Source organism: Rhodococcus gannanensis (assembly GCF_042681175.1).
In the GTDB taxonomy this organism is placed as follows: Bacteria; Actinomycetota; Actinomycetes; order Mycobacteriales; family Mycobacteriaceae; genus Rhodococcus_G; species Rhodococcus_G gannanensis.
Genome location: NZ_JBHUFB010000009.1, coordinates 385,682 through 407,477 on the forward strand (window position 1 = coordinate 385,682; position 21,796 = coordinate 407,477).

The window sequence follows — 21,796 nt, forward strand, 5'->3', positions numbered from 1 at the left end:
GACGGACACGCGCTGGCCTACCAGACGGTGGGGGACAGCCCTGTGACGGTGGCCTGGTTCTTCGAGATCATGATGCACCCGGATCTGATGTGGACCGACCCGCATCTGCACTACAACATCGAACGCGGCACCACCTACTCCCGATCACTGTTCTTCCAGCGACGCGGGTTCGGCCTGTCCGACCCGGTCACCAGCTCTCCCACCCTCGAGGAACAAGCCGACGACGTACTCGCCGTGCTCGACGACGCAGGCGCGGCGCAGGCTGTTCTCGTCGGCGCCTGCAGCACCTGCGGACCACTGACGCTGCTGGCGGCGCGCTACCCGGAACGGGTCGCCGGACTGGTACTCGCCGAACCCTGGTGCGACGCACTCGTGGACGACGACGGAACCGTCGCCGCAGGATGGACGACCTCCCAGCGCACAAGATTCGTCAACTCGTTCCGTGCCGCGTACGCACACTGGGGAGCCGGCGAACTCGCCGCGCTCACCCACCCCACCCTCGACCGCCCGCACAACCGCCGCATCATGGCACTACTCGAAAGATGCTCCACGACACCGGCAACCGCAGTGGACCATCTCGAATGGGCACTTCGCTCCGAGTACGCGTGGGTGCTGCCGTCCGTTCAGTGCCGGACCGAGGTCGTGCACCAGCCTGGAGCCCTGTTCCCTGACGATGCCGTCCGTCGGGTCGCCGATCTCGTTCCACAGGGCCGCTGTCACGAACTACCGCCAATTCTTCCGGGGACGACCCTGGGTGAGGCGCTCATCCCGGTGCTCGACCACGTCGAGGAACTCGCCACCGGACACACACGTCCGGTGGACGCGGACCGCTTTCTCGCCACCGTCCTCTTCACCGACGTGGTGCGGTCGACGGATGTGCTTGCCCGCCTTGGAGACTCCGGATTCGCCACCTTGCTCACCGCACACGACCGCCTGGTCCGTGGGGAGGTCGAATCCGGTGGTGGCACCCTCGTCGGCATCGCCGGCGACGGCACGCTCAGCCTGTTCGACGGACCGACGGCCGCATTGCGGTGCGCACACAGGATTCACAGTGCAACAGCTGATCTCGGAATCTCCGTGCGGTCGGGAGTCCACACCGGTCCAGTTGCCAGGGCAGGTCCGGAACTGACCGGCATGACCGTTCACGTCGGAGCACGAATCGCGGCGAGTGCGGACCCCGACGAGGTGCGCTGCTCGCAAATGGCCCGGGATCTCGCCCACGGCGCCGACCTCGCCTTCATCGACCTCGGTACGCACGCGCTCCGGGGTGTTCCCGAGCGGACACACCTGTTCGCGACGACCAACCGCACGCGGCCCCGACTCCCCCCGGAACCACCGCGCCCGACACGAATGGATCGCGCCGTCCTGACCGCGGCCCGCAGGTTTCCCGGCGTGATGCGCGGCCTCGCCCGCATGACCCGCCCCGGCAATCGCAATCCACATCTGCCGCGTCGGCGTCTGCCCGGGTGAGGTGTGGACCCGCCTTCGGGCCCTCCAACCGACCACCACCTCCGGCTGAACGTGGCTTTCATGCGATCTACGCGCATGAAAGCCACCTTCAGCCGTGTGCGGCGTTCACCTGCCGAGTGTGTCGACGATCCGCTCGGCCAGCACGGCGCGCAGCTCCGGTGTGAGGTGGTGGCCGCCGACCGATTCGCTGAGCCACAGTCCGTCCGCCGCGAGCCAGGCGAGGATCCGCGTCACCGCGCCTGCGTCGTCGACCTCGATGGACGCCGGGTCCGGAACCCACCGGGCGATGACCTCCTGCCACGGCTGCAGCAGAACGGGATTCGTCGACGCCTCCAGCATCATCAGCAACTCCGGACCCGTCGCCCCGCGGATGCTCACCTTCGCGTACGCGGCGAGCCGCTGGTCCTGGGTCACGTCGTCGACAGGAACTCCGAGCGCCGCAACCAGATCGGATTCCCAGCGGTCCGCGAGGTGCTGATGCAACGCGAGGACGAGCTCGTCCTTCGACGCGAAGTGGTACAGCAGACCTCCCTTGGTGAGACCTGATTCTGCAGCCACCGATTCGAAGGTAACCGCGGTGACACCGTCGCGCTCGACCACGGTCACCGCGGCATCGAGGATCTGCAGTCGCTTGCTGGTACGCACGTCGTTCCCCTCCGGGGTGCTCAACAGTCGGACGGGAGCTGCGACGCGGTACCGGGGAGGTGCCTGCGCAACAGGATGCCGGTGACGGCGGCGCCGATCGTCAGCATGACGGCAACCGTACCCATGACGCCGAGATAGGCGGTGTCGAAGGCGCTCGACGCGGCGTCGATCACCGTCTGATCGCCCTCGGCGACGGCGAGCGCGTCGACGAGTGCCTCGCCTGCGGCGGCCGGTGTCCCGTCGGGCAGGTCCACGGTCACGCTGTAGATCATCGCGAGCAGGCTGCCGAGCAGCGCGACTGCGGTGAGACTGCCGAACTCGTAGGAGACCTCCTCCACCGACGACGCCATGCCGGCACGCCGGACCGGGACGTTGCCGATGATCGCCGTCGACGCCACTGCCATCGCCGCACCGAGTCCGGCGCCGGTGACCAGCAGGCCGGCGACCAGCAGGCCGAAGGAGACACCGAAGCCGATGACGGTGACCACGACACCGACCGCGGACAGCGCCAGACCCCCACAGATCAGCACCAGCAGCCCGACCCGATGCAGAAACGCACCGCCGAGCATCGCGGTAGGCAGCGATCCGACCGCGATGGCGGAGACCAGCAGCCCGGCCTCCAGCGGGGTGAACTCCGCGACGAGCTGGTATCGCTGCGTCGTCACCAGCTGGATGCCGGCGATCGCGAACATCGATGCGGCGGCAGCCAGAACTCCCGACGTGAATGCAGGATTCCGGAATATGGAGAACTCGAGCAGGGGCTCGTCGAGTGTGCGCTGACGCCGCACGAACAAGGTGAACCCGACGGCCGCGACCGTGAGCGAGATGGCGACCACGGCGAGCGACGGCGGTCGGTGCCCGATCTCCTTGATTGCGTACACCGTCGCGGCGAGGCCCACCATCACCTGGATCGACGACACCGCGTCCCAGCGTTTGCCCGGGTCGGCCTCGCTCGCGGGCCGGATGACGGCGATCGCAACGAGTGCGGCCACGACGATCGGCACGTTGACGAGGAAGACCGAGCCCCACCAGAAGTGCTGGAGGAGAACGCCACCGACGATCGGCCCCAAGGCCGCACCGACCACGGCAAGGCTGCCCCAGATCGCAATGGCGAGGTTCCGCTCCCGCTCGTCCGGGAAGTTGATGCGGATCAGAGCGAGGGTCGCGGGCATCATCACGGCCGCTCCCACCGCGAGAACCGCCCGTGACGCGATCAGCACCTCCGGCGTCGGTGCGAGCGCGGCCAGTACCGACGCCGCCCCGAAGATCACGAGACCGGCCACGAACATCCGCGCGTGACCGACCCGGTCGCCCAGGGTTCCGGCGCCCAGGAGAAGCCCGGCCATGACGAGCGGGTACGCGTTGATGATCCACAGGCTCTGAGTGACCGACGCGCCGAGATCCGTGGTCAGCGAGGGCAGCGCGGTGTAGAGGATCGAGTTGTCCAGCGTGATCAGCAGGAGTCCCGCACCGACGGTGACCAGAAGCGCCCATCTACGCGACGCCGTCCCGATCTCGTCCTCGCTTTTCAGAGTCACCCCATAACTATACCTTACGTACGGTACAGTTATGGTGGCCGGCGGGCGTCATACGGCGAGCGCGGTCGAGCCGATCACCGCGCCGTCCACTACTGGCACCAACCCGTCTTCGGCAAGGTCGGCGCCGAAGTAGCCGGCGTCGTCGTCCCGGATCACAGTGCGCGCGTCGCCACGATCACGGAGCACCCCACCGATCAGCTCGTCCATCGGAGCCCTTGTCGCACCGGCGATCTCGACTTCGACACGGGGTTCTCCCTGTGCCGTCTCCGCGACGAGTGCCGCGACGTCCGCGGCGGCCACCGGCTGGAACAGGTAGTGCGGCAGGTGCACACCGTCGTCTCGCGTCGAGGCATCCGCGATCATGCCGATGAACTCGTGAAACTGCGTTGCCCGCACCAGCGTGTACGGAACCGGGCCCTCGATGATCAACTGCTCCTGCCGGACCTTCCCGTCGAGGTAGCCGACGCTGTCCGACGGCACCAGCCGATCGACCCCGACGATCGACAGCGCGACATGGTGTTTCACTCCTGCGGCCTCCTCCGCCGCGAGCTGGTTGGCGGTGGAGCGTTCGAAGAAGTCGAGGACCACGGGACCGTCGAAGGACGGAGCGTTGGACACGTCCACCACCACGTCGGCGCCCGCGAACGCCTCGGCGAGACCCGATCCGGTGAGCACGTCCACTCCCGTCGACGGTGACGCCGCCACCGCGTCGTGTCCGCTCTCCCTCAGGTGTTCGACGACCTGGCGGCCGATGTGGCCGGTGCCTCCGACGACGACGATTCGCATGACCGGTACCTCCGAGTGCCCGAACGGCACGCCGAGGCCACGGCCCCGACGACGTGATCCGTTTCCAGAATGCGCGCCACCCCCGGGTCCGCGTCAAGGGCCCGGGGTTCGTCCACGGGACAACTACCCGCCCGCGAACGGGACTACCGTTGGGACATGGACCCACCCGTGACACGGTATGTCCAGCGTGACGGGCATGCCCTCGCGTACCAGGTCTCCGGGGACGGAGACCCGACCGTCGTCTGGTTCTTCGAGATCGGGCTGCACCCCGACCTCATGTGGACCGACCCGCACCTGCAGTACCTCTTCGAACGGGCAGGCGTCCGGCACCGCAACGTCATCGTGATGCGCAGAGGTGTCGGTCTGTCCGACCCGACGGACCACATCCCCACCCTCGACGAACAATCATCCGACGTGCTCGCAGTCATGGACGCCGAGGGCATCGCCGAGGCCGTCCTGCTCGGGCTGGGCAGCACCGCCGGCCCGGTCGTCATGGTGGCGGCGCGACACCCGGAACGGGTGCGCGGGCTCGTGCTCGACCAGCCGTACATCGAGGGTCTCGTCCGCTGCGACGACACAACCCCACCCGGATGGGAGGGTGCGGACCTCGCCGGTTTCGTCGCCGGTCTCCGCGCCGCCTACGGCGCCTGGGGTTCCGGACGCACCCTCCAGGTGTGGGACACACCCGTCGACTCCCCACTCAACCGTCGACTGATGGGCCTGCTCGAACGGTCCACCGCCACCCCCGCTGTCGCGTGCGCGCATCTCGAATGGGCGCTTCGCGTGAACTGTTGGGACGCACTGGGTTCCGTCCAGTGTCCGACGCGGGTGCTGCATCCCGGCGGATCACTGCGGCCACTCGAGGTGGCGCGCCGCATCGCCGATGCCGTACCCGAGGGGTCGATGCGCGTGCTCCGGACGTCGGCGCCCGGCGCATCACTGGGCGAGGCGTGGCTGCCGGTGCTCGAGGAGGTCGAGGACTTGATCGGGGGCGCCGACCTGCCGGTGGACGTCGACCGGTTCCTCGGGTGCGTGCTGTTCACCGACATCGTCGGGTCCACAGAACTGCTCGCCCGCCTCGGCGACCACGACTACCGCGATCTGCGCTCCGCGCACGAGTGGGCGGTTCGGGACGCCGTCGACCGGGCCGGAGGACGTCTGGTCAACGTCGTGGGGGACGGCACGTTCAGCGTCTTCGATTCCGCCACGGACGCGGTCCGGTGCGCACGGACCGTCACCGACGGAGTCGCCGACCTGGGCCTCGCGGTCAGGGCCGGAGTGCACAGCGGACCCCTCGAACGCAGCGGCAGCGACCTCACCGGCATGGCCGTGCACGCGGGCGCCCGCATCGGTGCTCTCGCGGACGCAGGCGAGATCCTGGTGTCGAACGCCGTCCGCGACCTGACCGTCGGTTCCGGCCTCACATTCACGCCGCGCGGCACCCACACCCTGAAGGGTGTGCCCGGGCGGTGGCCGCTGTTCGCGCTGTCCGGCACGGAGCGAACGCTGATCCCCCGCCGCCGGCCCAGCCTGTCCACCCTCGACAGGGCCGTACTCACCGCCGCGCGTCGGACCCCACAGGTATTGCGGGCCGCGGTTCGTCTGGCATACGCGAGGCAGTCGGGAAGCGGGTCCTGACTGTCGGGGGACCTCCGAACTGCGCCCTCAGATGCCCACCATCGCCGTGATCTTCTTGCCGTCGGGCGTGGTGACGGTGTGAATCCGCATCTTCCAGGAATTGGGGGTGCCGTCCGGTCGGCGCTCGTGCCCGTTCACGACGTAGACGTCGTCGGCGACCTTCGCCCCCACCAGGCAGTAGGTCGTGCCGATGGGGATTGCCTGGACGGACCTGTCGAGCTCCTCAGCAGACTTGACCCGGGCATCCGGCGCCAGGTACTCGCGAACCCGGTCACCGTCGCGCAGCACGTAGTACGCCCGTTCGAGTCCCGCGATCGCGGCCAGGCCGGGGTCGTCGGACTCCAGGGTGAGAACGTCGCCCTCGCCCATACCCGCACACCAGGAGTTCTCCGCAACCGCAGGCGTGGTGGGCGCGGCGTCCACCGACGCGGTTTCGGCTTCCGAGTCCTGCGAGTTGAGTGCAAGACCGGCCGCCGCCAGCGCACCGACGACCACCAGTACGGAGACGCCCGCCAGGACCCCTCCACGCCACGTGCGGGACTTCTTCGGGGACGGCTCCTCGTCCGGGGCCGGTGTCCTGGAGACGGGAGTCCGCACGGGCGGCGGCACCGGACCGTCCTTGAGCCAGTCCGGCTCGGCCACGTCCGTGGCGGTCGCCCCGGACTCCTGGGCAGCCCAGTCGTGGAACTGCTCAGGTGCCGGTGCCTCGTCCGTGCCCGGGGCGGCGGGCGCCGGGACCGACGCCGTCTCCCCGTCGTCCTGGAGCCAGGCCGGCTTCGCCACTCCGGTGACGCCGGAGGCCTCCGACTCCTGGGCCACCCACTTGTCGAACTCCTCCGGCGACATGCTCGACCGGTCCACTTCTACTCGCCCCTCCCCACCGCGTGATCGCCTGCGCGAGCGGAGTTTAGAGCACCCCTCAGACCAGGCCGGCCTGGACCGCCTCGTTGGCCACGCCCGACTGCTCGACCTGCGGCTCGAAGATGGCCGCGGCGTCCGCGTTGCCCGCGTCCACCGCCGCGATGACGCCGGCGCCACCGGGCACCGAGGAGACGGCTCCTCGGACCTGCTCGTCCATCGCCGCGAGCTGCGGCGGAAGCCAGAACGCGCCGTTGCGGATCGCATCGGCGATCTGCTGCCCACCCGGCAGCGCCTCGATCTGCTCGAGGGTGTCGCGGGTGTTCTCGGTGACGGCGGCCGCGTCGACCGTCGGAGCCTGCTCGAGGTGAAGTTCCTTCGGCTCTCCGAGGGTGTCGCCTGCACCGAACGCCATCCCGTGGGCCGCGCCGACGACCGCGCCGCCGACACCGGCGACGACGGCAGTCGGCACACCGACCACGGCAGCGCCGATCCCCGCGCCCATGACGGTCGTGACGGTGCCGATTGCGACGACGCCCGGGATGAGGGGCAGGACAGTTGCCGCCGCACCGGACAGCGGCGCGAGGCCAGAGGTGCCACCGATCGTTCCGCCGATCAGTGCACCCACGACGGCACCGGTTGCACCTGCGGCGGCTGCGGCTCCAATGCCGGTCACGGCGGCACCGCCGATGGTGGCGGCGCCGATCCGGTCGGCCCGCGAGGCGTCGAGACCCGTTGAACGCCAGAAGGTGTTCATCTGCGCCTCGTACACCGCGGCGGTGTTGTTGGTGCGCTCGAGAACCGTGTCCGACATCCAGTTCGGCTGGTCCGACACGTAGTCACCGAGGCGGAGTCGTTCCTTGGGTGCCTCGATGGGGGCGACGGGTTCGACGGCGACCGGCAGGTGCAGATCGCTGAAGGACGCGGGCGCCACCGGTTCGTCGTAGTCGTAGTAGGACGTCGGGACGGTACGGGTCGGGACGTTGTTGTACTCCACCGGCGGCGCGACCCAGTACTCCTTGGGCTCCTCAGCGGGCGCGGGTGCAGCTTCTTCGACCTCGTCGGCGAAGAAGCCGGGCTGCACCTCCTCCTCGACGCCGAGGCCGGCCTGCGGCGCGGAGTTCGCGACACCGGAGCACACGATTGCCAACGCCACCGGCACCGCGCCCGCGACAGTGACTCGTTCGGCACGCCGACGATGACGGCCCTTCGAAACAGGGTTCATGACAATTCCCTCCGGTGATGCGGTGATGCGAGAACCGTCCACGACTGCCGCGTGGAGCGATGGTGAGCGAGGAGAGGTGCGCGCGTCGAGACGCCGGCACATGGCCGCAGCGTCGTACAGGCGCCGTTCACTGGTTCCCCCCCGGGACGGCGGACGCGCGAGAGAGCACGACCACACAATTGACGCGAGATCCTGGCCGCCCACTGGGTACGCCTCGGAAACTCCCGGTCGGGAGCGCGCTGGCAGGAATATAGAGTCGGCGTGCGGTAACCGACAACCTGAAGGACGCGTCAGACCGACCGTTCGGTCTTGGGGAAATCCCGGACGTACCCGACGTTTCCGCACGTCACACCACCTGCCGGGCACCCGATGTGATTTCCGTCTCACGACTCGTCGGGTGACGCCCGCGCGCAGTCGCCCATCGCAACAGATCTATCCTGGATTGATGTCCGACCAGCGGAAACCCGGCTTCACGCAGTACCTCGGCTACCTGTTCGGCCGCACGTTGCCCGACTCGATGCAGGACTGGGTCCGCAACGATCTCGTCGGCCCCGGCTCGTCGGTGCGGTACGTGCTGCGTTTCACGTTGCCGCTGATCCCGATCTTCGTCGCCTTCTACCTGCTCGTCCCCGGCGAGCGATGGATCCCGCTGGCGATGATGGCCTTGCTGCTCCTGCCGGTGCTGTATTTCGCTGTGGCCCTGATGAACATCTACCGCAGACATCGTCTGCTCTCGCACGGGCTCGACCCCAACCTCCTCGACGAGCGGGCACAACGGCGCGCCGCCGCGACTCGGGACGACTACGAAGCCCGCCACGGTCGCGGCGAACAGCGTGGTACCGGCCGGTAACCAGGAACTAGGCTGGGGACGATTCGCCGACGAAGGGACACCACATGACCGAGCAGGTCGCCACCGCAGATCTGGCCGACGAGATCGGCCCCGACATCCGCAGCTGCGACACCCAGTTCATCCAGTTCGGCGGGCATGCAGTGTTTTCCGGCCGAATCACCACCATCAAGTGCTTCCAGGACAACCTGCTCGTCAAGCAGACCCTGAGTGAGCCGGGCAACGGCGGGGTCCTCGTCGTGGACGGCGACGCGAGCGTGCACACCGCACTCGTCGGCGACATCATCGGCGGCCGCGGCGTCGACAACGGCTGGGCAGGCGTCATCGTCAACGGCGCCGTCCGTGACTCCGCGATCCTGCGGACCCTCGACATCGGAATCAAGGCGCTCGGCACCAACCCCCGCAAGAGCACCCAGACCGGGTCGGGTGAGAAGAACGTCCCCGTCAGCTTCGGCGGCGTGACCTTCAATCCCGGAGAAATGGTCTACAGCGACCACGACGGCGTCGTCGTCCGCGCCGAGGACTGAGCATCTCCCGCCGAACGGGCGGATGTCGGAGCATCGTCGCAGTGACGGTCCCGGTATCCGCCCGTTCGGCGTTCAGCCGACGATGATGACGAGGTCACCGATCCGGACGTTGTCGTAGAACCACCGGGCGTTCTCGGTGCTCAGGTTGATGCAACCGTGACTGACGTTCTCGTATCCCTGCGACGGCACCGACCACGGCGCCCCGTGCACGAAGATCCCACCCCAGGTGAGCCGTACCGCGTACTCCGTGTCGACCCGATACCCCTCGGGCGCGTCGATCGGGACACCGTAGGTGGACGAGTCCATCGTCAGGTAGCGGTACTTCTCGAGCACTTCGAACGTTCCCAGGGGCGTCTCGTACCCGGGTTTGCCCATCGAGGCGGGCATCACGCGGGTCTCCCCCGCCGCATCGACCGTGAACGTGTGCGCGGTGACGTCGGCAACGGCGGAGGCCATCTGTGCAGATCCTGGCGGCGCGAGGAACACCCACTGTAACAACAGGATTCCCGTCACCGCGATGAACGTGCGAATCCGGGTGGTCCGCGTCCTCGGTGATCCGGTCATGGCCACACCGCCCTTCGAACAGACGTGACCGATCACTCCAGTGTGGCACCGCGAGACGCCGTACAACAGTGCCTGCGCACACGGGATCGAGTGTGCACCCGGATCACCGGGCGCACACTCGACCGACGGTCAGGAGCCGAAGGACGATCCGCCCGCGGCGCGACGCCACGGACCCCGGATCGCGACGACGATGCCCGGCGTCTGGATGTTCGCGAACAGCGTGCGACCGTCGGCACTGAAGGCCGGGCCGCAGAACTCGCTGTCGTTCAGTTCGTTTCGCGCGATTGCGAACGGATCACCCTCCTCCGCGACACCGATCAGGTGGCTGACGCCCTCGCCGTCCTCGGCGAGGATGACGCCGCCGTACGGCGAGACGGTGATGTTGTCGGGGCCGTCGTAGTTGCCGGTGTCGACGGACGGGTCGGGGTTGACGCCGAAGAGCGTCTTCAGCTCGACCGTCTGCGTGGCCGGGTCGTAGAACCACACCTGGCCGTCGTGCTCGGCGACACTGCCGTCGCTCGTGCGCGCGTAGCTGGCGACGAAGTACGCGCCGCCGTCGCCCCACCACTGACCCTCGAGCTTGCGGCTGCGGGTGATCTGGTCGTTCGTGAACTGCTTGCGGATCGACGTGGACTTCGCGTCGCGGTCCGGGACGTCGACCCACTGCACGTCGTAGCGGGTTCCCGGGACGGTCGCCTGCGACAGGTCGGGAACGTGGACCCCACCCGAGAGGCACTTCATCGCCTGGAAGCTGCCGGCGGTGTCACCTCCCGTGGACTGCGCGAGGGCGTGCAGCGCGCCCGGGCCACCGACGAAGCCCTGCGGCGGCGTCCACCGGAAGAACAGGCCGTTGGGCTTGGAGGCGTCCTCGGTGAGGTAGATCGCGCTGGTACCGGGATCCACCGCGACGGCCTCGTGCGCGAAGCGGCCGAGGAACTTCAGAGGGATGCCGCTCTTGCCGACGTTCGCGGCCTGGCTTGCGGGGTCGACCTCGAACACGTACCCGTGGTCGAGGGTGAAACCGTTGGTGCCGGCGCGGTCCTCGGTCTCCTCGCAGGTGAGCCAGGTTCCCCACGGGGTGATTCCGCCTGCGCAGTTGTTCACGGTGCCGGCGACGCTGACATACCCACCCTGCCGGGCTCCGTTCGGGCCGACGATGGTGGTCGTGGTGCCGCCGCGGGCTCCGGGGTCGTAGGTGATGCCGTCGACGACGGGAACGCCGAACGGTTCGTCGCTGCCGACCTCGTGGTTGGTCACGATGACGGTGTTGTGGCCCTGCGCGAAGACACCGTTCGCGTCGGGGTCGCTCGGCACCGGCGAACCGTCGTCGAGCAGCGTCTCACCCGAGCGGGCGACGATGGAGTACGAGAACCCGACCGGCAGCGCGAGGATGCCCGCGGGGTCCGGGACGAGCGGGCCGTAGCCGACGAACAGCGGCTGCGCGCCGACGACGGCCGGACGGAACAGGACGTCGACGCTGCCTGCGAGCGCGACACCGAGGCCGGTGAGCGCCGTGCGACCGATGAAGTCGCGGCGGTTCAGGGGTGAAGTGGTCACTGTGCGATACCTCCGTGGGCTGGTGAGGACCGCTCGGACGCTAGGCAGCGCATCCCCGGGTCACGTGGCCTCCGGGTGTCCGCATCGTGAACCGCCCGGAAATTCTTCCACCGCGAGAGTTCAGCAAACATCCTGCACACCAATATCTTTGGCGTTTGCTCTACCCGAGTGGTCCCAGCCCTCGGGCGTTCCCATTGCCATGGTCGTCGATCATGTTGGCGCCCACCGTCTTGTACAGCTCGCCGCCGGTCACGGGGAGTATCGCCAGTCGATCCACGCGTCCAGCAGCGGTCGCCATACAGGTTCGGTGACGGCGCTCGCCCATATCAGCGCGTCACCTATAGGTCCCCAGATTCCCAACGCCACGTCGACTCCTCACAACCGGTTGGACCACCGGTCCTGCTCACTCACAAGAGCCGACATCTGGTGGATTACCCGAATCGCTCACCTACGCGTTCATCGGCTCCAGTGAAATGCCCGTTACGTCGGAGGTTCGAGTCGTCCACCCCGCCGAGCAGGGACAGCGCGGCGCTACTCCCGCACGATGCGCGCGCTCATCCCACCGATCTCGACGACGTCACCTTCGCGCAGCTGCCGGCCGCGGCGAACCTCGACCTCGCCGTTGACGGCGACCAGGCCGTCGGCGATGACCTCCTTGGCCTCGGCGCCGGACTCGATGAGGTTGGCGAGTTTGAGGAACTGACCGAGGCGGATCATCTCGTCGCGGATGGGGACGTCTTCGGGGGCGGACATGCCTTCCATCATCCCGCACTTGCCTGCCCGAGCATTCACACTGGTTTCCATGCCGCCGACCGTCACAGGTGAACCGTCAGCTCCGCCCACACCCGGTCCGTCGCGCGCACTGCGGCGCCCGGCCTCGTCCCGGCTGTCCCAGGTGCCGCACATCGCCAGCCTGATCCTGGGTGTCTACGCCGTCGCGGTGTTCCTGTGGAGCCTCTCCCCTGTCATCCGGTACTACATCCGCCCGGTCCGGCTGTACGTCGACGACTACTACTTCGACGCACCCGACACGAGTTTCGCGTGGGCACTGGTCCTGGGACTGCTCGCGGCGGCACTGGCCAGCCGGAAGCGGATCGCGTGGTGGCTGCTCACCGTGTACCTGTCACTGATCGCGCTCGGAAACCTGCTCGTGGCGATCGCCGACAAGGACGTCAACGCGGTCGTCTCCCTGGTCGTGCACCTGACCGTCGTCGGACTTCTGATCGCAGCGCGGTCGCAGTTCTACACGCGGGTCCGGCGCGGCGCCGTGTGGAAGGCGCTCGGCACCCTGGTCGCGGGGTTGGCACTCGGCACCATGCTCGGTTGGGCGCTGGTGGAGGTGTTCCCCGGCAGCCTGCCCCAGGACCAGCGGCTCCTGTGGGCGCTGAACCGGGTCACCGCTCTGGCGTTCCTCGACCCGGAGCAGTTCGACGGTCACCCACACGCCTTCGTCAACACCCTGCTCGGCCTGTTCGGGGCACTGGCCCTGCTCGCCGCTATCGTCGTGCTGTTCCGCTCTCAGCGCGCGAACAACGCTCTCACCGGAACCGACGAGTCGGCTCTGCGTGGCCTGCTCGCGACGTCCGGCGGCGACGATTCGCTCGGCTACTTCGCCACCCGCCGCGACAAGGCCGTCGTGTTCGCACCGTCGGGGAAGGCGGCCGTCACGTATCGCGTCGAGGTCGGGGTGTGCCTGGCCAGCGGCGACCCCATCGGCGACGAGGAGGCGTGGCCGCACGCCATCGACGCCTGGCTGGACCTCGCCGAGACGTACGGCTGGACGCCCGCCGTGATGGGCGCCAGCGAGGCGGGTGCGACCGCGTACGACCGGGCCGGACTCACGGTGCTGCAACTCGGCGACGAGGCCATCCTGCACACCCGCGGATTCGACCTCACCGGCCGCGACATGCGTCAGGTACGACAGGCCGTGAACCGGGTCCACAAGCAGGGCGTGACGGTCCGGATCCGACGGCACCGCGACGTGCCCCCCGACGACATGGCACGGGTCATCGCGCTCGCCGACGAGTGGCGCGACACCGAGACCGAGCGAGGGTTCTCGATGGCGCTGGGCCGCCTCGGCGACCCGGCGGACGGCGACTGCCTGCTGGTCGAGGCCCTCGGGCCCGACGACGGAAGCGGTTCCGGGGAGGTGTTCGGCATCCTGTCGCTGGTGCCGTGGGGCGCGAACGGGGTGTCCCTGGACCTGATGCGCCGCAACCCGGCGTCGCCGAACGGCACGGTGGAACTCATGGTCACCGAGCTCGCGACGCAGGGTGAGCGGTTCGGCATCACCCGGATCTCACTGAACTTCGCCGTGTTCCGGTCCGTGTTCGAGGAAGGAGCGCGCATCGGCGCCGGTCCGGTGCTCCGGATGTGGCGATCGATGCTGGTGTTCGCGTCGAAGTGGTGGCAGCTGGAAGCGCTGTACCGGTCGAACGTGAAGTACCAACCCGACTGGGCGCCGCGCTATCTGTGCTTCGCGGACCGCCGCGTGCTGCCGAAGGTGGGGGTGGCGTCCGCGATCGCGGAGGGCTTCCTCACCGTGCCGAGCTTCCGACGTCGCGACGCCGCCACCCACACCGGTGTGCACGAGTCGGTGCCCGCGGCGGTCAGCGCGGGGTTGCACGCCGACGGCAGCGCCCCCGACGGCGTCGCACCGCTTGTGCCCCTCACCGAGGAGGTGCTGCCCGGTCCGCGGCGACCGGAGCAGGTGCGGGTGCGGATGGACAAGCTCGCGCGGCTCGCCGACGAGGGCATCGACGCGTACCCGGTGGCGTACCCGCCGACGCACACCGTCGCCGACGCGGCGGCGTCCCCGGAGGGGACACGGGCTCGGATCGCGGGCCGGGTGCTGCGCATCCGCACCTACGGCGGCGTCGCGTTCGCGGTGGTGCGCGACTGGTCGGGCGACATCCAGGTGCTGTTCGACCGGGACATCGTCGGTGACCGGCTGGACGAGTTCACACACGACTTCGATCTCGGTGACCTCATCGAGGTGAGCGGCCGCATCGGCCGCAGCCGCAAGGGCGAGCTGTCGCTGCTCGCCGCGGACTGGCGGATGAACGGCAAGTGCCTGCATCCGCTGCCCGACAAGTGGAAGGGCCTGTCCGACCCGGAGACCCGGGTCCGCCAACGCTACGTGGACCTGGCCATCAACCCGGCCGCCCGCGACCTGCTCGTCGCGCGAACCGCGATCGTGAAATCGCTGCGGGACACGCTGACCTCGCGGGCGTTCCTGGAGGTGGAGACGCCGATCCTGCAGCAGATCCACGGCGGCGCGAACGCGGCGCCCTTCGTCACCCACATCAACGCCTACCACCTGGACCTGTACCTGCGGATCGCGCCGGAGCTGTACCTCAAACGGCTGTGCGTCGCGGGTATGGAGAAGGTGTTCGAGATCGGTCGGGTGTTCCGCAACGAAGGTGTCGACTTCAAGCACAATCCGGAGTTCACGATCCTCGAGGCGTACGAGGCGCACAGCGACTACGAACGGATGATGGTGCTGTGCCGGGAGCTGATCCAGGCCGCGGCCGTCGCCGCGCACGGCCGCGAGGTGATCCTGCGGCCCGGCCCGGACGGCGAGATGGTCGAGGTGGACATCTCCGGCGAGTGGCCGGTGAAGACGATGCACGGAGCGGTGTCCGAGAAGATCGGCACCGAGATCGGTCCGGGCACACCGCTCTCGGAGCTGCACCGGCTGTGTGACGAACTCGAGATCCCGTACGAATCCGACTGGGACACAGGCGCCGTCGCGCAGGAGATGTACGAGCATCTCGTGGAGGACCACACGGAGTTCCCGACCTTCTACACGAACTTCCCGACATCGATGTCGCCGCTGACGGGCCGGCACCCGACGATCGAAGGAGTCGCCGCGAAGTGGGATCTCGTCGCCTGGGGAATCGAACTCGGCACCGCGTACAGCGAACTCACCGATCCCATCGACCAGCGCCAGCGCCTCACCGAGCAGTCCCTGCTCGCCGCAGGCGGTGACGAGGAGGCAATGGAACTCGACGAGGACTTCCTGCAGGCACTCGAACACGCGATGCCGCCGACCGGCGGACTCGGCATGGGTGTGGACCGCATCGTCATGCTCATCACCGGCGGCAGCATCCGGGAAACCCTCGCCTTCCCACTGGCGAAGCCGAAGCAGTGACGGCGAGACGGTGATCGGCACCGGACCGGACGGAGACGGCAGGCGCCGGCTCGCGCTGGTGGTGCTGCTCGCCGTCGGCGCCGTGACGTACACGTCGTGGCTGCTGGAACTCGTGCTTCCCACGGGACTCGACCCCGCCCGGGCCTACACCAGCGAGTTGGCTGCACTGGACCAGCCGTACGGGTTCCTTTTCCGGACCGCGGACCTGGTGACCGCTGCCATCCTGCTGGTCGCCGCGGTCCTGGCGTTGTCGCTGTGGCCGCGCCGGATGCTCACGACGATCGGGTGGGCGGCGCTGGGCGTCTTCGCGGTCGCGACGGGCGCCGACTCGCGGATGCCCCTGCACTGCTCTGCACACGCGAGCGCGCAGTGTGCGGCCCTCGAGGATTCCGGGGTGTACGACGACAGCCGACTGCTGCACGAACTGACCAGCACGACGGCGGCTACCGCCGCGGCGGTGTCGGTGTTCGCCTTCCTGATCGCCGCGTACCGGTACCGGTGGCCGAGGTGGCTGCTGTGGTCGGTCATCGGGATCGTCGCCGCCTACGTCGTGGGGACGGCATGGACGCTGTGGGCGGTGCAAGCCGACGGCCGCGGCGACGAGTACTGGCTCCTCGGGTATGCGCAGAGACTGCAACTGCTCGCGGTGTCGGGATGGATCGCATATCTCGCGCTGGTGGCTGCCTGGCAGCGGCGTGTCAGGTCTCGGGTTTTCACATGAAACGGCCCGACCTGCGCATCGTGAACGGACAGGCGTTGCACGTCGTGCTCGACGGAGCGGACCGCGGCGGCACTCCCGTCGCGCTCGTCGGCGGACTGGCCGGAAACTGGTTCGACTGGGACTCGGTCACCGCGCTGCTCGCCGCGGATCGGGTGATCGTGCGGTTCGACCGCCCCGGCTTCGGGTTCAGTCCGGCGAGCACGGAGGCCCCGACGGCACGCGGCGAGGCGGACCGGATCGCCGCCGTCCTGAGCGCGGTCGGCGTCGACGGCCCGGTGATCGTCGTGGCGCACTCGCTGGGCGGGTTCTACGGCGAGACCTTCGCGCGGATGCATCCGGACCGGACGGCGGCGTTGGTGCTGCTGGACGCAAGTGTCGGGGTCGGTGTCACCCGCCTCGTCGGGCGGCGGTGGCGCCTCACCCTCGCCCGGCGGGCAGCGGCCGTCCTCACGGGGACCGGCCTGCAAGGCCGGTTCGCCGTCACCGCGTGGCGGCTGCTCGACCGCTCCTCGGACGCGGCCGGGGTCCGGGAAGCATGGGTGCGGCGAATCTGGCGGACGCCGTCGTTCCTCGAGGCCGCGCTGGTGGAGAACGCGGCCTACCCGGACCTGGCGCGGGAGGTGATCGCGCTGCGACGGACCGCCACACTGCCCCCGGTTCCGGTGGTGGTCGTCGCCGCGCACACCGGACGGCGGACGCCGTGGGGCGCGGCGTGGCTGCGTCGGCAACGCCTCCTCGCATCCACACTGACCGCGCGTTTCGAGGTGCTGCGACCCGCGCATCATCTGGTGATGGTCGATCAACCCGAGCGGCTCGCGACGCTGGTCCGGACTGTTGCCGGTCCGGACCCGCGCCGATAGACGGTGCGGCGGTCTGCCATGGTGACGGAGTGCAACTGCTGCTGATCCGACACGCCCTCCCCGAACGCCTCGTCACCGACGACGCGCCCGCCGACCCCGCGCTCACCGAGGAGGGACGGGCCCAGGCGGCCCGGGTTCCCGGAGCACTTGCGCCATACCCGGTGGCGCGGATCGTCAGCAGCCCGCAGTTGCGCGCCCGCCAGACCGCGGCACCGCTCGCCGAAGACCGCGGGCTCACCGTCGACGTCGACAAGGATCTGGCCGAGTACGACAGCGAACTCGGCCACTACATCCCGATCCACGAGGCGAAGACCGCGGCACCCGAGGCGTACGCACGCATCCTCGCCGGGCACCTGCCCGAGTTCGTCGACGAGGACGCGTTCCGGGACCGGGTGCTGGGCGCCATGGGGCGGATCGTGGAATCGAGCGACCACGAGGACACCGTCGCGGTCTTCGCGCACGGCGGCGTCATCAACATCTACCTGCAGCACCTGCTCGGCCTGGACCGCCCCCTCACCTTCCCGATCGAGTACGCGTCGGTGTCGCGGATCCTGTTCTCCCGCAACGGTAGGTCACGCCCCGCGTCCGTCAACGAGACCGGCCACGTGCGAGACCTCCTCCCCCGACACCGCTGAAATCGCGTCCCTTACGCACCTGAGCCGGGAGCTGTGAGACTGCACCACCCATTTTCCCGAATGGCCCATTCGGACAGCCAGACCGAGTGAGTGGGCCATTCGGGAAGAAGCGGGACAGCCAAGCCCCGGGACCGACCGTTGACCGCCGTCACCGTCGACGGCTGCGCGCACGCAGCCGGTCGGCGTTGTCGAGAATCACCTCTCGCAAGGCAGATTCGGGTCCGCTGAGCACTGTGCGGCGGGAGACGAGCACGAACTCGATCTCTCCGGCGTCCGGGATGCCGTGCCCACGAACCGGTTCGAGACCGGGTGGCGGGAGGCTCGCGGCGTGCAGCACGACACCGAGGCCGGCCAGGGCCGCGGCCCGCAGACCGTTGAGGCTGTCGGTGGTGCAGGTGACCCGGGCGCCGCGCCCGCTGCGCCGCAGGACGTCCAGCGCCGCCTCCCTCGTCAGGGACGGCGGCGGATACGTCACCAGCGGCACCGGGCCGTCGCCTCCGTCCACGAACCCCGGGGCGGCGTGGAAGGCGAGGCGGTCGCGGAAGATGAGCTCACCGTGCCGCTCGCCGGGGCGCCGCTTGCCGAACATGAGGTCGAGATCGTTGTCACCGAGAGCTCGGTGCAGGTCCTCGCTCAGCCCGACGGTCAGTTCCAGGTCCACCCGGGGGTGGCTGCGCCGGAACTCGCCGAGGATCTCCGGCAGCTCGTTGAGCACCAGGTCCTCGGAGGCACCGAACCGGAGGCGACCACTGACCGTCGATCCGGCGAAGTACTGCTCGGCGGCGATGTGCCGGTCGAGAATGTCCTGCGCGAACCCGACGAGAGCCGACCCGTCCGCGGTCAGCTCGACGCCGTGCGTGTCGCGCAGGAACAGCTGCCGGCCCGTCGCATGCTCCAGCTTGGCGACGTGCTGGCTGACGGTCGACTGTCGCAGGCCCAGGCGCCGCGCGGCAGCGGTGAAACCGCCTTCCCGCTCCACGGCGAGGAAGCTGCGTAGCTGCACCGGATCGAACACCATCCCATCCAAGCACACCCATCACGATTTGTGATCGCTGATATCACGGCAATCGAGTTCTCGAATGGATGGGTCGACCTTTACCGTCGAGCAATGTTGTCGAAAATCCCCGTGCTGGGACGGATGGACCCGTTCCTCCTGGCCATCCTCCTGACGGTCGGGTTCGCCGCACTCGTGCCTGCGGACGGCATCGCCCTGGACACCGTGTCGTGGGCCGCGAAGATCGCCATCGGCCTGCTGTTCTTCCTGTACGGCGCCCGACTCTCCACCCAGGAGGCCGTCGAGGGGCTCAAGCACTGGCGACTGCACCTGACGATCCTCGCCACCACGTTCGTGGTGTTCCCTCTGCTCGGGCTCGCCGCGAAGGTCCTGGTTCCGTCGGTGCTGACCGACCCGCTCTACCTCGGTGTGCTGTACCTGTGCCTGCTGCCGTCGACGGTCCAGTCGGCGATCGCCCTCGTGTCGGTCGCGCGCGGCAACATTCCGGGTGCGGTCGTCTCCGCCAGCGCCTCCAGCATGCTCGGCATCGTCGTGACCCCGCTCCTGGTCGCCCTCACGATGTCCACGCAGGGCGTGACGTTCAGCGGCTCCGCGGTGCTCGACATCGTGCTCATGCTGCTCGTGCCGTTCCTCGCCGGCCAGGTCCTGCGCCGCTGGATCGGCGGCTGGGTGAAGGAACACGGCAAGCCACTCAAGCTCGTCGACCGCGGCTCGATCCTGCTCGTCGTGTACGTCGCGTTCAGCCGCGGCATGAACGAGGGCATCTGGTCCATGCTCTCCCCCGGCAGGCTCGTCGCCCTCGTCGGTGTCTGTGCCGTCCTGCTGGCGATCGTCCTCGCGCTGACCTGGTACGGATCGGGGAAGCTGGGCTTCGGCTACGAGGATCGCGCCGCGATCCTGTTCTGCGGATCGACGAAGTCGCTCGCCACCGGGCTTCCGATGGCCACCGTCCTCTTCCCCGGACAGCCCATCGGCCTGATCGTGCTGCCGCTGATGCTCTTCCACCAGATGCAGCTGCTCGTGTGTGCGGCAATCGCCGCGAAGTTGGCGAAACAGGCGCCTGTTCCTGCTCCGGTGGGGTGACCCACGGCGATCCTGGCAACGCTCGGACCGGATGCCGAGACCACTGCCAGCGTCCTGCCATCGCGGGGCCAGGATCGCTCCGTAGAACAGAACCCATGGATATCAACCACTTCCACAAGATCATCGACAACGCCTTCCAGATCCCGGGCGGCTTCGGACCGCAGGCGCCCCTTCCCCCGCTGCCCCCGCAGCCGCAGCCGCAGGAACCGGCACCGCTGTTCGGCAGCTGACCGAGACCGGCAGGCACCGACCATCCGTACAGAGCGGCACCCCCACCCGAGCGGGTGGGGGTGCCGTCGTCCGTGCCGGGCGCGGGCTGTCAGGACTTGTCGCGCAACCAGTTCGCCAGCCAGGTGACCGGTGTGTTGCCCGCCGAGTCCACCGTGTAGCCCTGGTAGTTCTGGTGTGCACCGGAACCGTAGAACACGGTCAGGTCGTCGGCGCGCTGCTCGGTCGCCTGCTCCGACAGCTGGTTCTGCAGAACCGGGATGCCACCCGCCGTCATCAGGTCGCCCAGGATGGCCCCGACCTCACCGGCGTAGTCCGGAGAATCCGACGACCCCGGATCGGAGTTCGTCGCGGCGTAGCCGGCCATCCGGGTCACGAAGTCGTCGTTCTCGGTGGAGCAGTACAGGTCGCCCGGCGCGCAGAACGTGACGGTACGGTCGCTGATCCACCCGAAGCCGCCGGCGCGGGGGCCGCCGGCACCTCCACCGGGAACCGCGGGGCCGATCAGGACGTCGGTCGGTGAGCGACGCGGATCCGACAGCAACCCCACCCCGGCCATCCGCTCCGGGCGGACCGAACTGGTGCCGGCGCCGATCTCGTTGGCCAGGTCGCCCGCGGCATCCGCGCCCTGGCTGTAGCCGATGAGCGCGAGTCGGGTGGCCGGGCAACTGGCCTGCATGGCCTCCAGCAGACCGCGGGCATTGTTCACGGCCTGCCGCTTCGACGCGCCGTAGACCTCCCCCTCCCAGGGGAACGCCGTCGCGGCGTAGCGCACGTAGTCGGTACGGATGTCCGCGCCGCGCAGCCGGTTGGTGACACCGGCCAGCATGCCCGGCCCGCTGTTCTTCTCCGGGGACGCACCGGTCTCCCAGGTACCGGGAACGGCGACGACGTACAGGCCCGGGCATCCGCCCGGAGCCGCCTGGGCGGGAGCGCCCACCGACAGCAAGCCTGCAGTTACACCGAGCGCGGCCGCAGCCGACACCACAATCTTCCTCAGGGTTCTCAACGCCCTAATCCCCTCCAGGTACCACCGACGAACCAACGAGGAGATGGTGTCATCGGGAGGTTTCGAAAAGATGCACGAACGGTGACGGAACGTTACCGCGGTTGTTGCCGGTACGGGGCCGAGTTCGAGGGCAAAGCACCCGAACGACGGACGTCGCCGCAGCCCGAACGACGGGGCAACGCCGGTCGAGGTCACGCAGCGGGAGACAATCCGACCATGGTCGATTCCTCCGTGCTGCTCACGATCGGATCCGTCTGCGTCGGGTTCGTCCTGTTCGTCACCGCCGCCAGCGGCGCCCGCGGGCGCTGGAACCGGGCCCTCGTGATCGGCCTCTTCGTGGCGGCGGTCGTCTTCCTCACCGCCGTTCCGCTCACGGTCGCGCTGACCGCAGGGGTGTGAGACGAGAGTGGTCACCCGGGCAAGGACCGCCCGGGTGA

At 68.9% G+C, this 21,796-nt stretch carries 20 protein-coding genes and 1 pseudogene; 11 read left to right on the forward strand and 10 right to left on the reverse strand.

Translation table 11 applies throughout. The annotated features are described in order from the left end of the window. The coding region (locus ACFSJG_RS08585) for an adenylate/guanylate cyclase domain-containing protein (protein ID WP_378484783.1) at window positions 1-1,470 on the forward strand (1,470 nt) is incomplete at its 5' end. Window positions 1,471-1,575: 105 nt separating this feature from the next. Here ACFSJG_RS08585 and ACFSJG_RS08590 read toward each other — a convergent pair. The 3 genes from ACFSJG_RS08590 to ACFSJG_RS08600 are packed head-to-tail and all read right to left on the reverse strand — an operon-like array spanning window position 1,576 to window position 4,439. Continuing rightward, window positions 1,576-2,115, reverse strand: a complete 540-nt coding sequence (locus ACFSJG_RS08590; RefSeq protein ID WP_378484784.1) for a TetR/AcrR family transcriptional regulator — start codon at window positions 2,113-2,115, stop codon at window positions 1,576-1,578. A 20-nt stretch (window positions 2,116-2,135) separates the two neighbouring features. Next, a complete protein-coding gene (locus tag ACFSJG_RS08595; protein WP_378484785.1) occupies window positions 2,136-3,653 on the reverse strand; it encodes an MFS transporter in 1,518 nt (505 codons plus the stop codon). 48 nt (window positions 3,654-3,701) lie between these two features. Continuing rightward, window positions 3,702-4,439: an SDR family oxidoreductase gene (locus ACFSJG_RS08600; protein ID WP_378484786.1), complete on the reverse strand. Its 738-nt coding sequence runs from the start codon at window positions 4,437-4,439 to the stop codon at window positions 3,702-3,704. A gap of 156 nt (window positions 4,440-4,595) precedes the next feature. On the opposite strand from ACFSJG_RS08600, the gene ACFSJG_RS08605 reads away from it, so the two are divergent. Further along, entirely contained in the window at window positions 4,596-6,077 is a 1,482-nt protein-coding gene (locus tag ACFSJG_RS08605) for an adenylate/guanylate cyclase domain-containing protein (RefSeq protein ID WP_378484787.1), read from the forward strand. A 27-nt stretch (window positions 6,078-6,104) separates the two neighbouring features. Here ACFSJG_RS08605 and ACFSJG_RS08610 read toward each other — a convergent pair whose 3' ends face one another. Next, window positions 6,105-6,923: a DUF8176 domain-containing protein gene (locus tag ACFSJG_RS08610; protein WP_378484788.1), complete on the reverse strand. Its 819-nt coding sequence runs from the start codon at window positions 6,921-6,923 to the stop codon at window positions 6,105-6,107. Between the two features lie 73 nt (window positions 6,924-6,996). Beyond that, a complete protein-coding gene (locus tag ACFSJG_RS08615; protein WP_378484789.1) occupies window positions 6,997-8,160 on the reverse strand; it encodes an insoluble domain protein in 1,164 nt (387 codons plus the stop codon). A 445-nt stretch (window positions 8,161-8,605) separates the two neighbouring features. Between ACFSJG_RS08615 and ACFSJG_RS08620 the strand changes: the two genes are divergently transcribed. Together ACFSJG_RS08620 and rraA are read left to right on the forward strand one after the other, a co-directional pair. Next, on the forward strand, window positions 8,606-9,010 hold the full coding sequence (locus ACFSJG_RS08620; RefSeq protein WP_378484790.1) for a DUF5313 family protein: 405 nt from the start codon (window positions 8,606-8,608) through the stop codon (window positions 9,008-9,010). A 44-nt stretch (window positions 9,011-9,054) separates the two neighbouring features. Continuing rightward, complete coding sequence (gene rraA / locus ACFSJG_RS08625; RefSeq protein ID WP_378484791.1) at window positions 9,055-9,534, forward strand: ribonuclease E activity regulator RraA; 480 nt, start codon at window positions 9,055-9,057, stop codon at window positions 9,532-9,534. A gap of 72 nt (window positions 9,535-9,606) precedes the next feature. Here rraA and ACFSJG_RS08630 read toward each other — a convergent pair. The 3 genes and pseudogenes from ACFSJG_RS08630 to ACFSJG_RS08640 all read right to left on the reverse strand — a co-directional run. Next, window positions 9,607-9,981, reverse strand: a pseudogene (locus tag ACFSJG_RS08630) (L,D-transpeptidase); the annotation flags it as partial. Window positions 9,982-10,227: 246 nt separating this feature from the next. Next, entirely contained in the window at window positions 10,228-11,655 is a 1,428-nt protein-coding gene (locus tag ACFSJG_RS08635; protein ID WP_378484792.1) for an alkaline phosphatase PhoX, read from the reverse strand. A gap of 531 nt (window positions 11,656-12,186) precedes the next feature. Further along, a complete protein-coding gene (locus tag ACFSJG_RS08640) occupies window positions 12,187-12,408 on the reverse strand; it encodes an RNA-binding S4 domain-containing protein (protein ID WP_378484793.1) in 222 nt (73 codons plus the stop codon). Between the two features lie 40 nt (window positions 12,409-12,448). On the opposite strand from ACFSJG_RS08640, the gene lysX reads away from it, so the two are divergent. From lysX to ACFSJG_RS08660, 4 genes are read left to right on the forward strand one after another with little or no spacing between them, the layout of a single operon-like run. Then, window positions 12,449-15,808 (forward strand): bifunctional lysylphosphatidylglycerol synthetase/lysine--tRNA ligase LysX, encoded by a 3,360-nt coding sequence (gene lysX, locus ACFSJG_RS08645; protein WP_378485258.1) that lies wholly within the window; start codon window positions 12,449-12,451, stop codon window positions 15,806-15,808. A gap of 10 nt (window positions 15,809-15,818) precedes the next feature. Beyond that, window positions 15,819-16,529, forward strand: coding sequence for a DUF998 domain-containing protein (locus ACFSJG_RS08650; protein WP_378484794.1), 711 nt, complete (start codon window positions 15,819-15,821; stop codon window positions 16,527-16,529). Further along, window positions 16,526-17,389 (forward strand): alpha/beta fold hydrolase, encoded by an 864-nt coding sequence (locus ACFSJG_RS08655; RefSeq protein ID WP_378484795.1) that lies wholly within the window; start codon window positions 16,526-16,528, stop codon window positions 17,387-17,389. The genes ACFSJG_RS08650 and ACFSJG_RS08655 overlap by 4 nt, the downstream gene beginning before the upstream one ends. Before the next feature lie 29 nt (window positions 17,390-17,418). Continuing rightward, complete coding sequence (locus ACFSJG_RS08660; RefSeq protein ID WP_378484796.1) at window positions 17,419-18,024, forward strand: histidine phosphatase family protein; 606 nt, start codon at window positions 17,419-17,421, stop codon at window positions 18,022-18,024. A 148-nt stretch (window positions 18,025-18,172) separates the two neighbouring features. Here the strand turns inward: ACFSJG_RS08660 and ACFSJG_RS08665 are convergent, their stop codons facing one another. Then, window positions 18,173-19,039 carry a LysR family transcriptional regulator gene (locus ACFSJG_RS08665; RefSeq protein WP_378485259.1) on the reverse strand — a complete coding sequence of 289 codons (867 nt, stop codon included), beginning with the start codon at window positions 19,037-19,039 and terminating at the stop codon, window positions 18,173-18,175. Between the two features lie 93 nt (window positions 19,040-19,132). Here ACFSJG_RS08665 and ACFSJG_RS08670 point away from each other — a divergent pair, with 93 nt between their 5' ends. Together ACFSJG_RS08670 and ACFSJG_RS08675 are read left to right on the forward strand one after the other, a co-directional pair. Next, complete coding sequence (locus tag ACFSJG_RS08670) at window positions 19,133-20,122, forward strand: bile acid:sodium symporter family protein (protein WP_378484797.1); 990 nt, start codon at window positions 19,133-19,135, stop codon at window positions 20,120-20,122. Window positions 20,123-20,217: 95 nt separating this feature from the next. Next, a complete protein-coding gene (locus ACFSJG_RS08675; RefSeq protein ID WP_378484798.1) occupies window positions 20,218-20,352 on the forward strand; it encodes a hypothetical protein in 135 nt (44 codons plus the stop codon). A gap of 89 nt (window positions 20,353-20,441) precedes the next feature. Here ACFSJG_RS08675 and ACFSJG_RS08680 read toward each other — a convergent pair whose 3' ends face one another. Then, complete coding sequence (locus ACFSJG_RS08680) at window positions 20,442-21,290, reverse strand: cutinase family protein (protein WP_378484799.1); 849 nt, start codon at window positions 21,288-21,290, stop codon at window positions 20,442-20,444. Between the two features lie 285 nt (window positions 21,291-21,575). Between ACFSJG_RS08680 and ACFSJG_RS08685 the strand changes: the two genes are divergently transcribed. Further along, window positions 21,576-21,758 carry a hypothetical protein gene (locus ACFSJG_RS08685; RefSeq protein WP_378484800.1) on the forward strand — a complete coding sequence of 61 codons (183 nt, stop codon included), beginning with the start codon at window positions 21,576-21,578 and terminating at the stop codon, window positions 21,756-21,758. Window positions 21,759-21,796 lie beyond the last annotated feature (38 nt).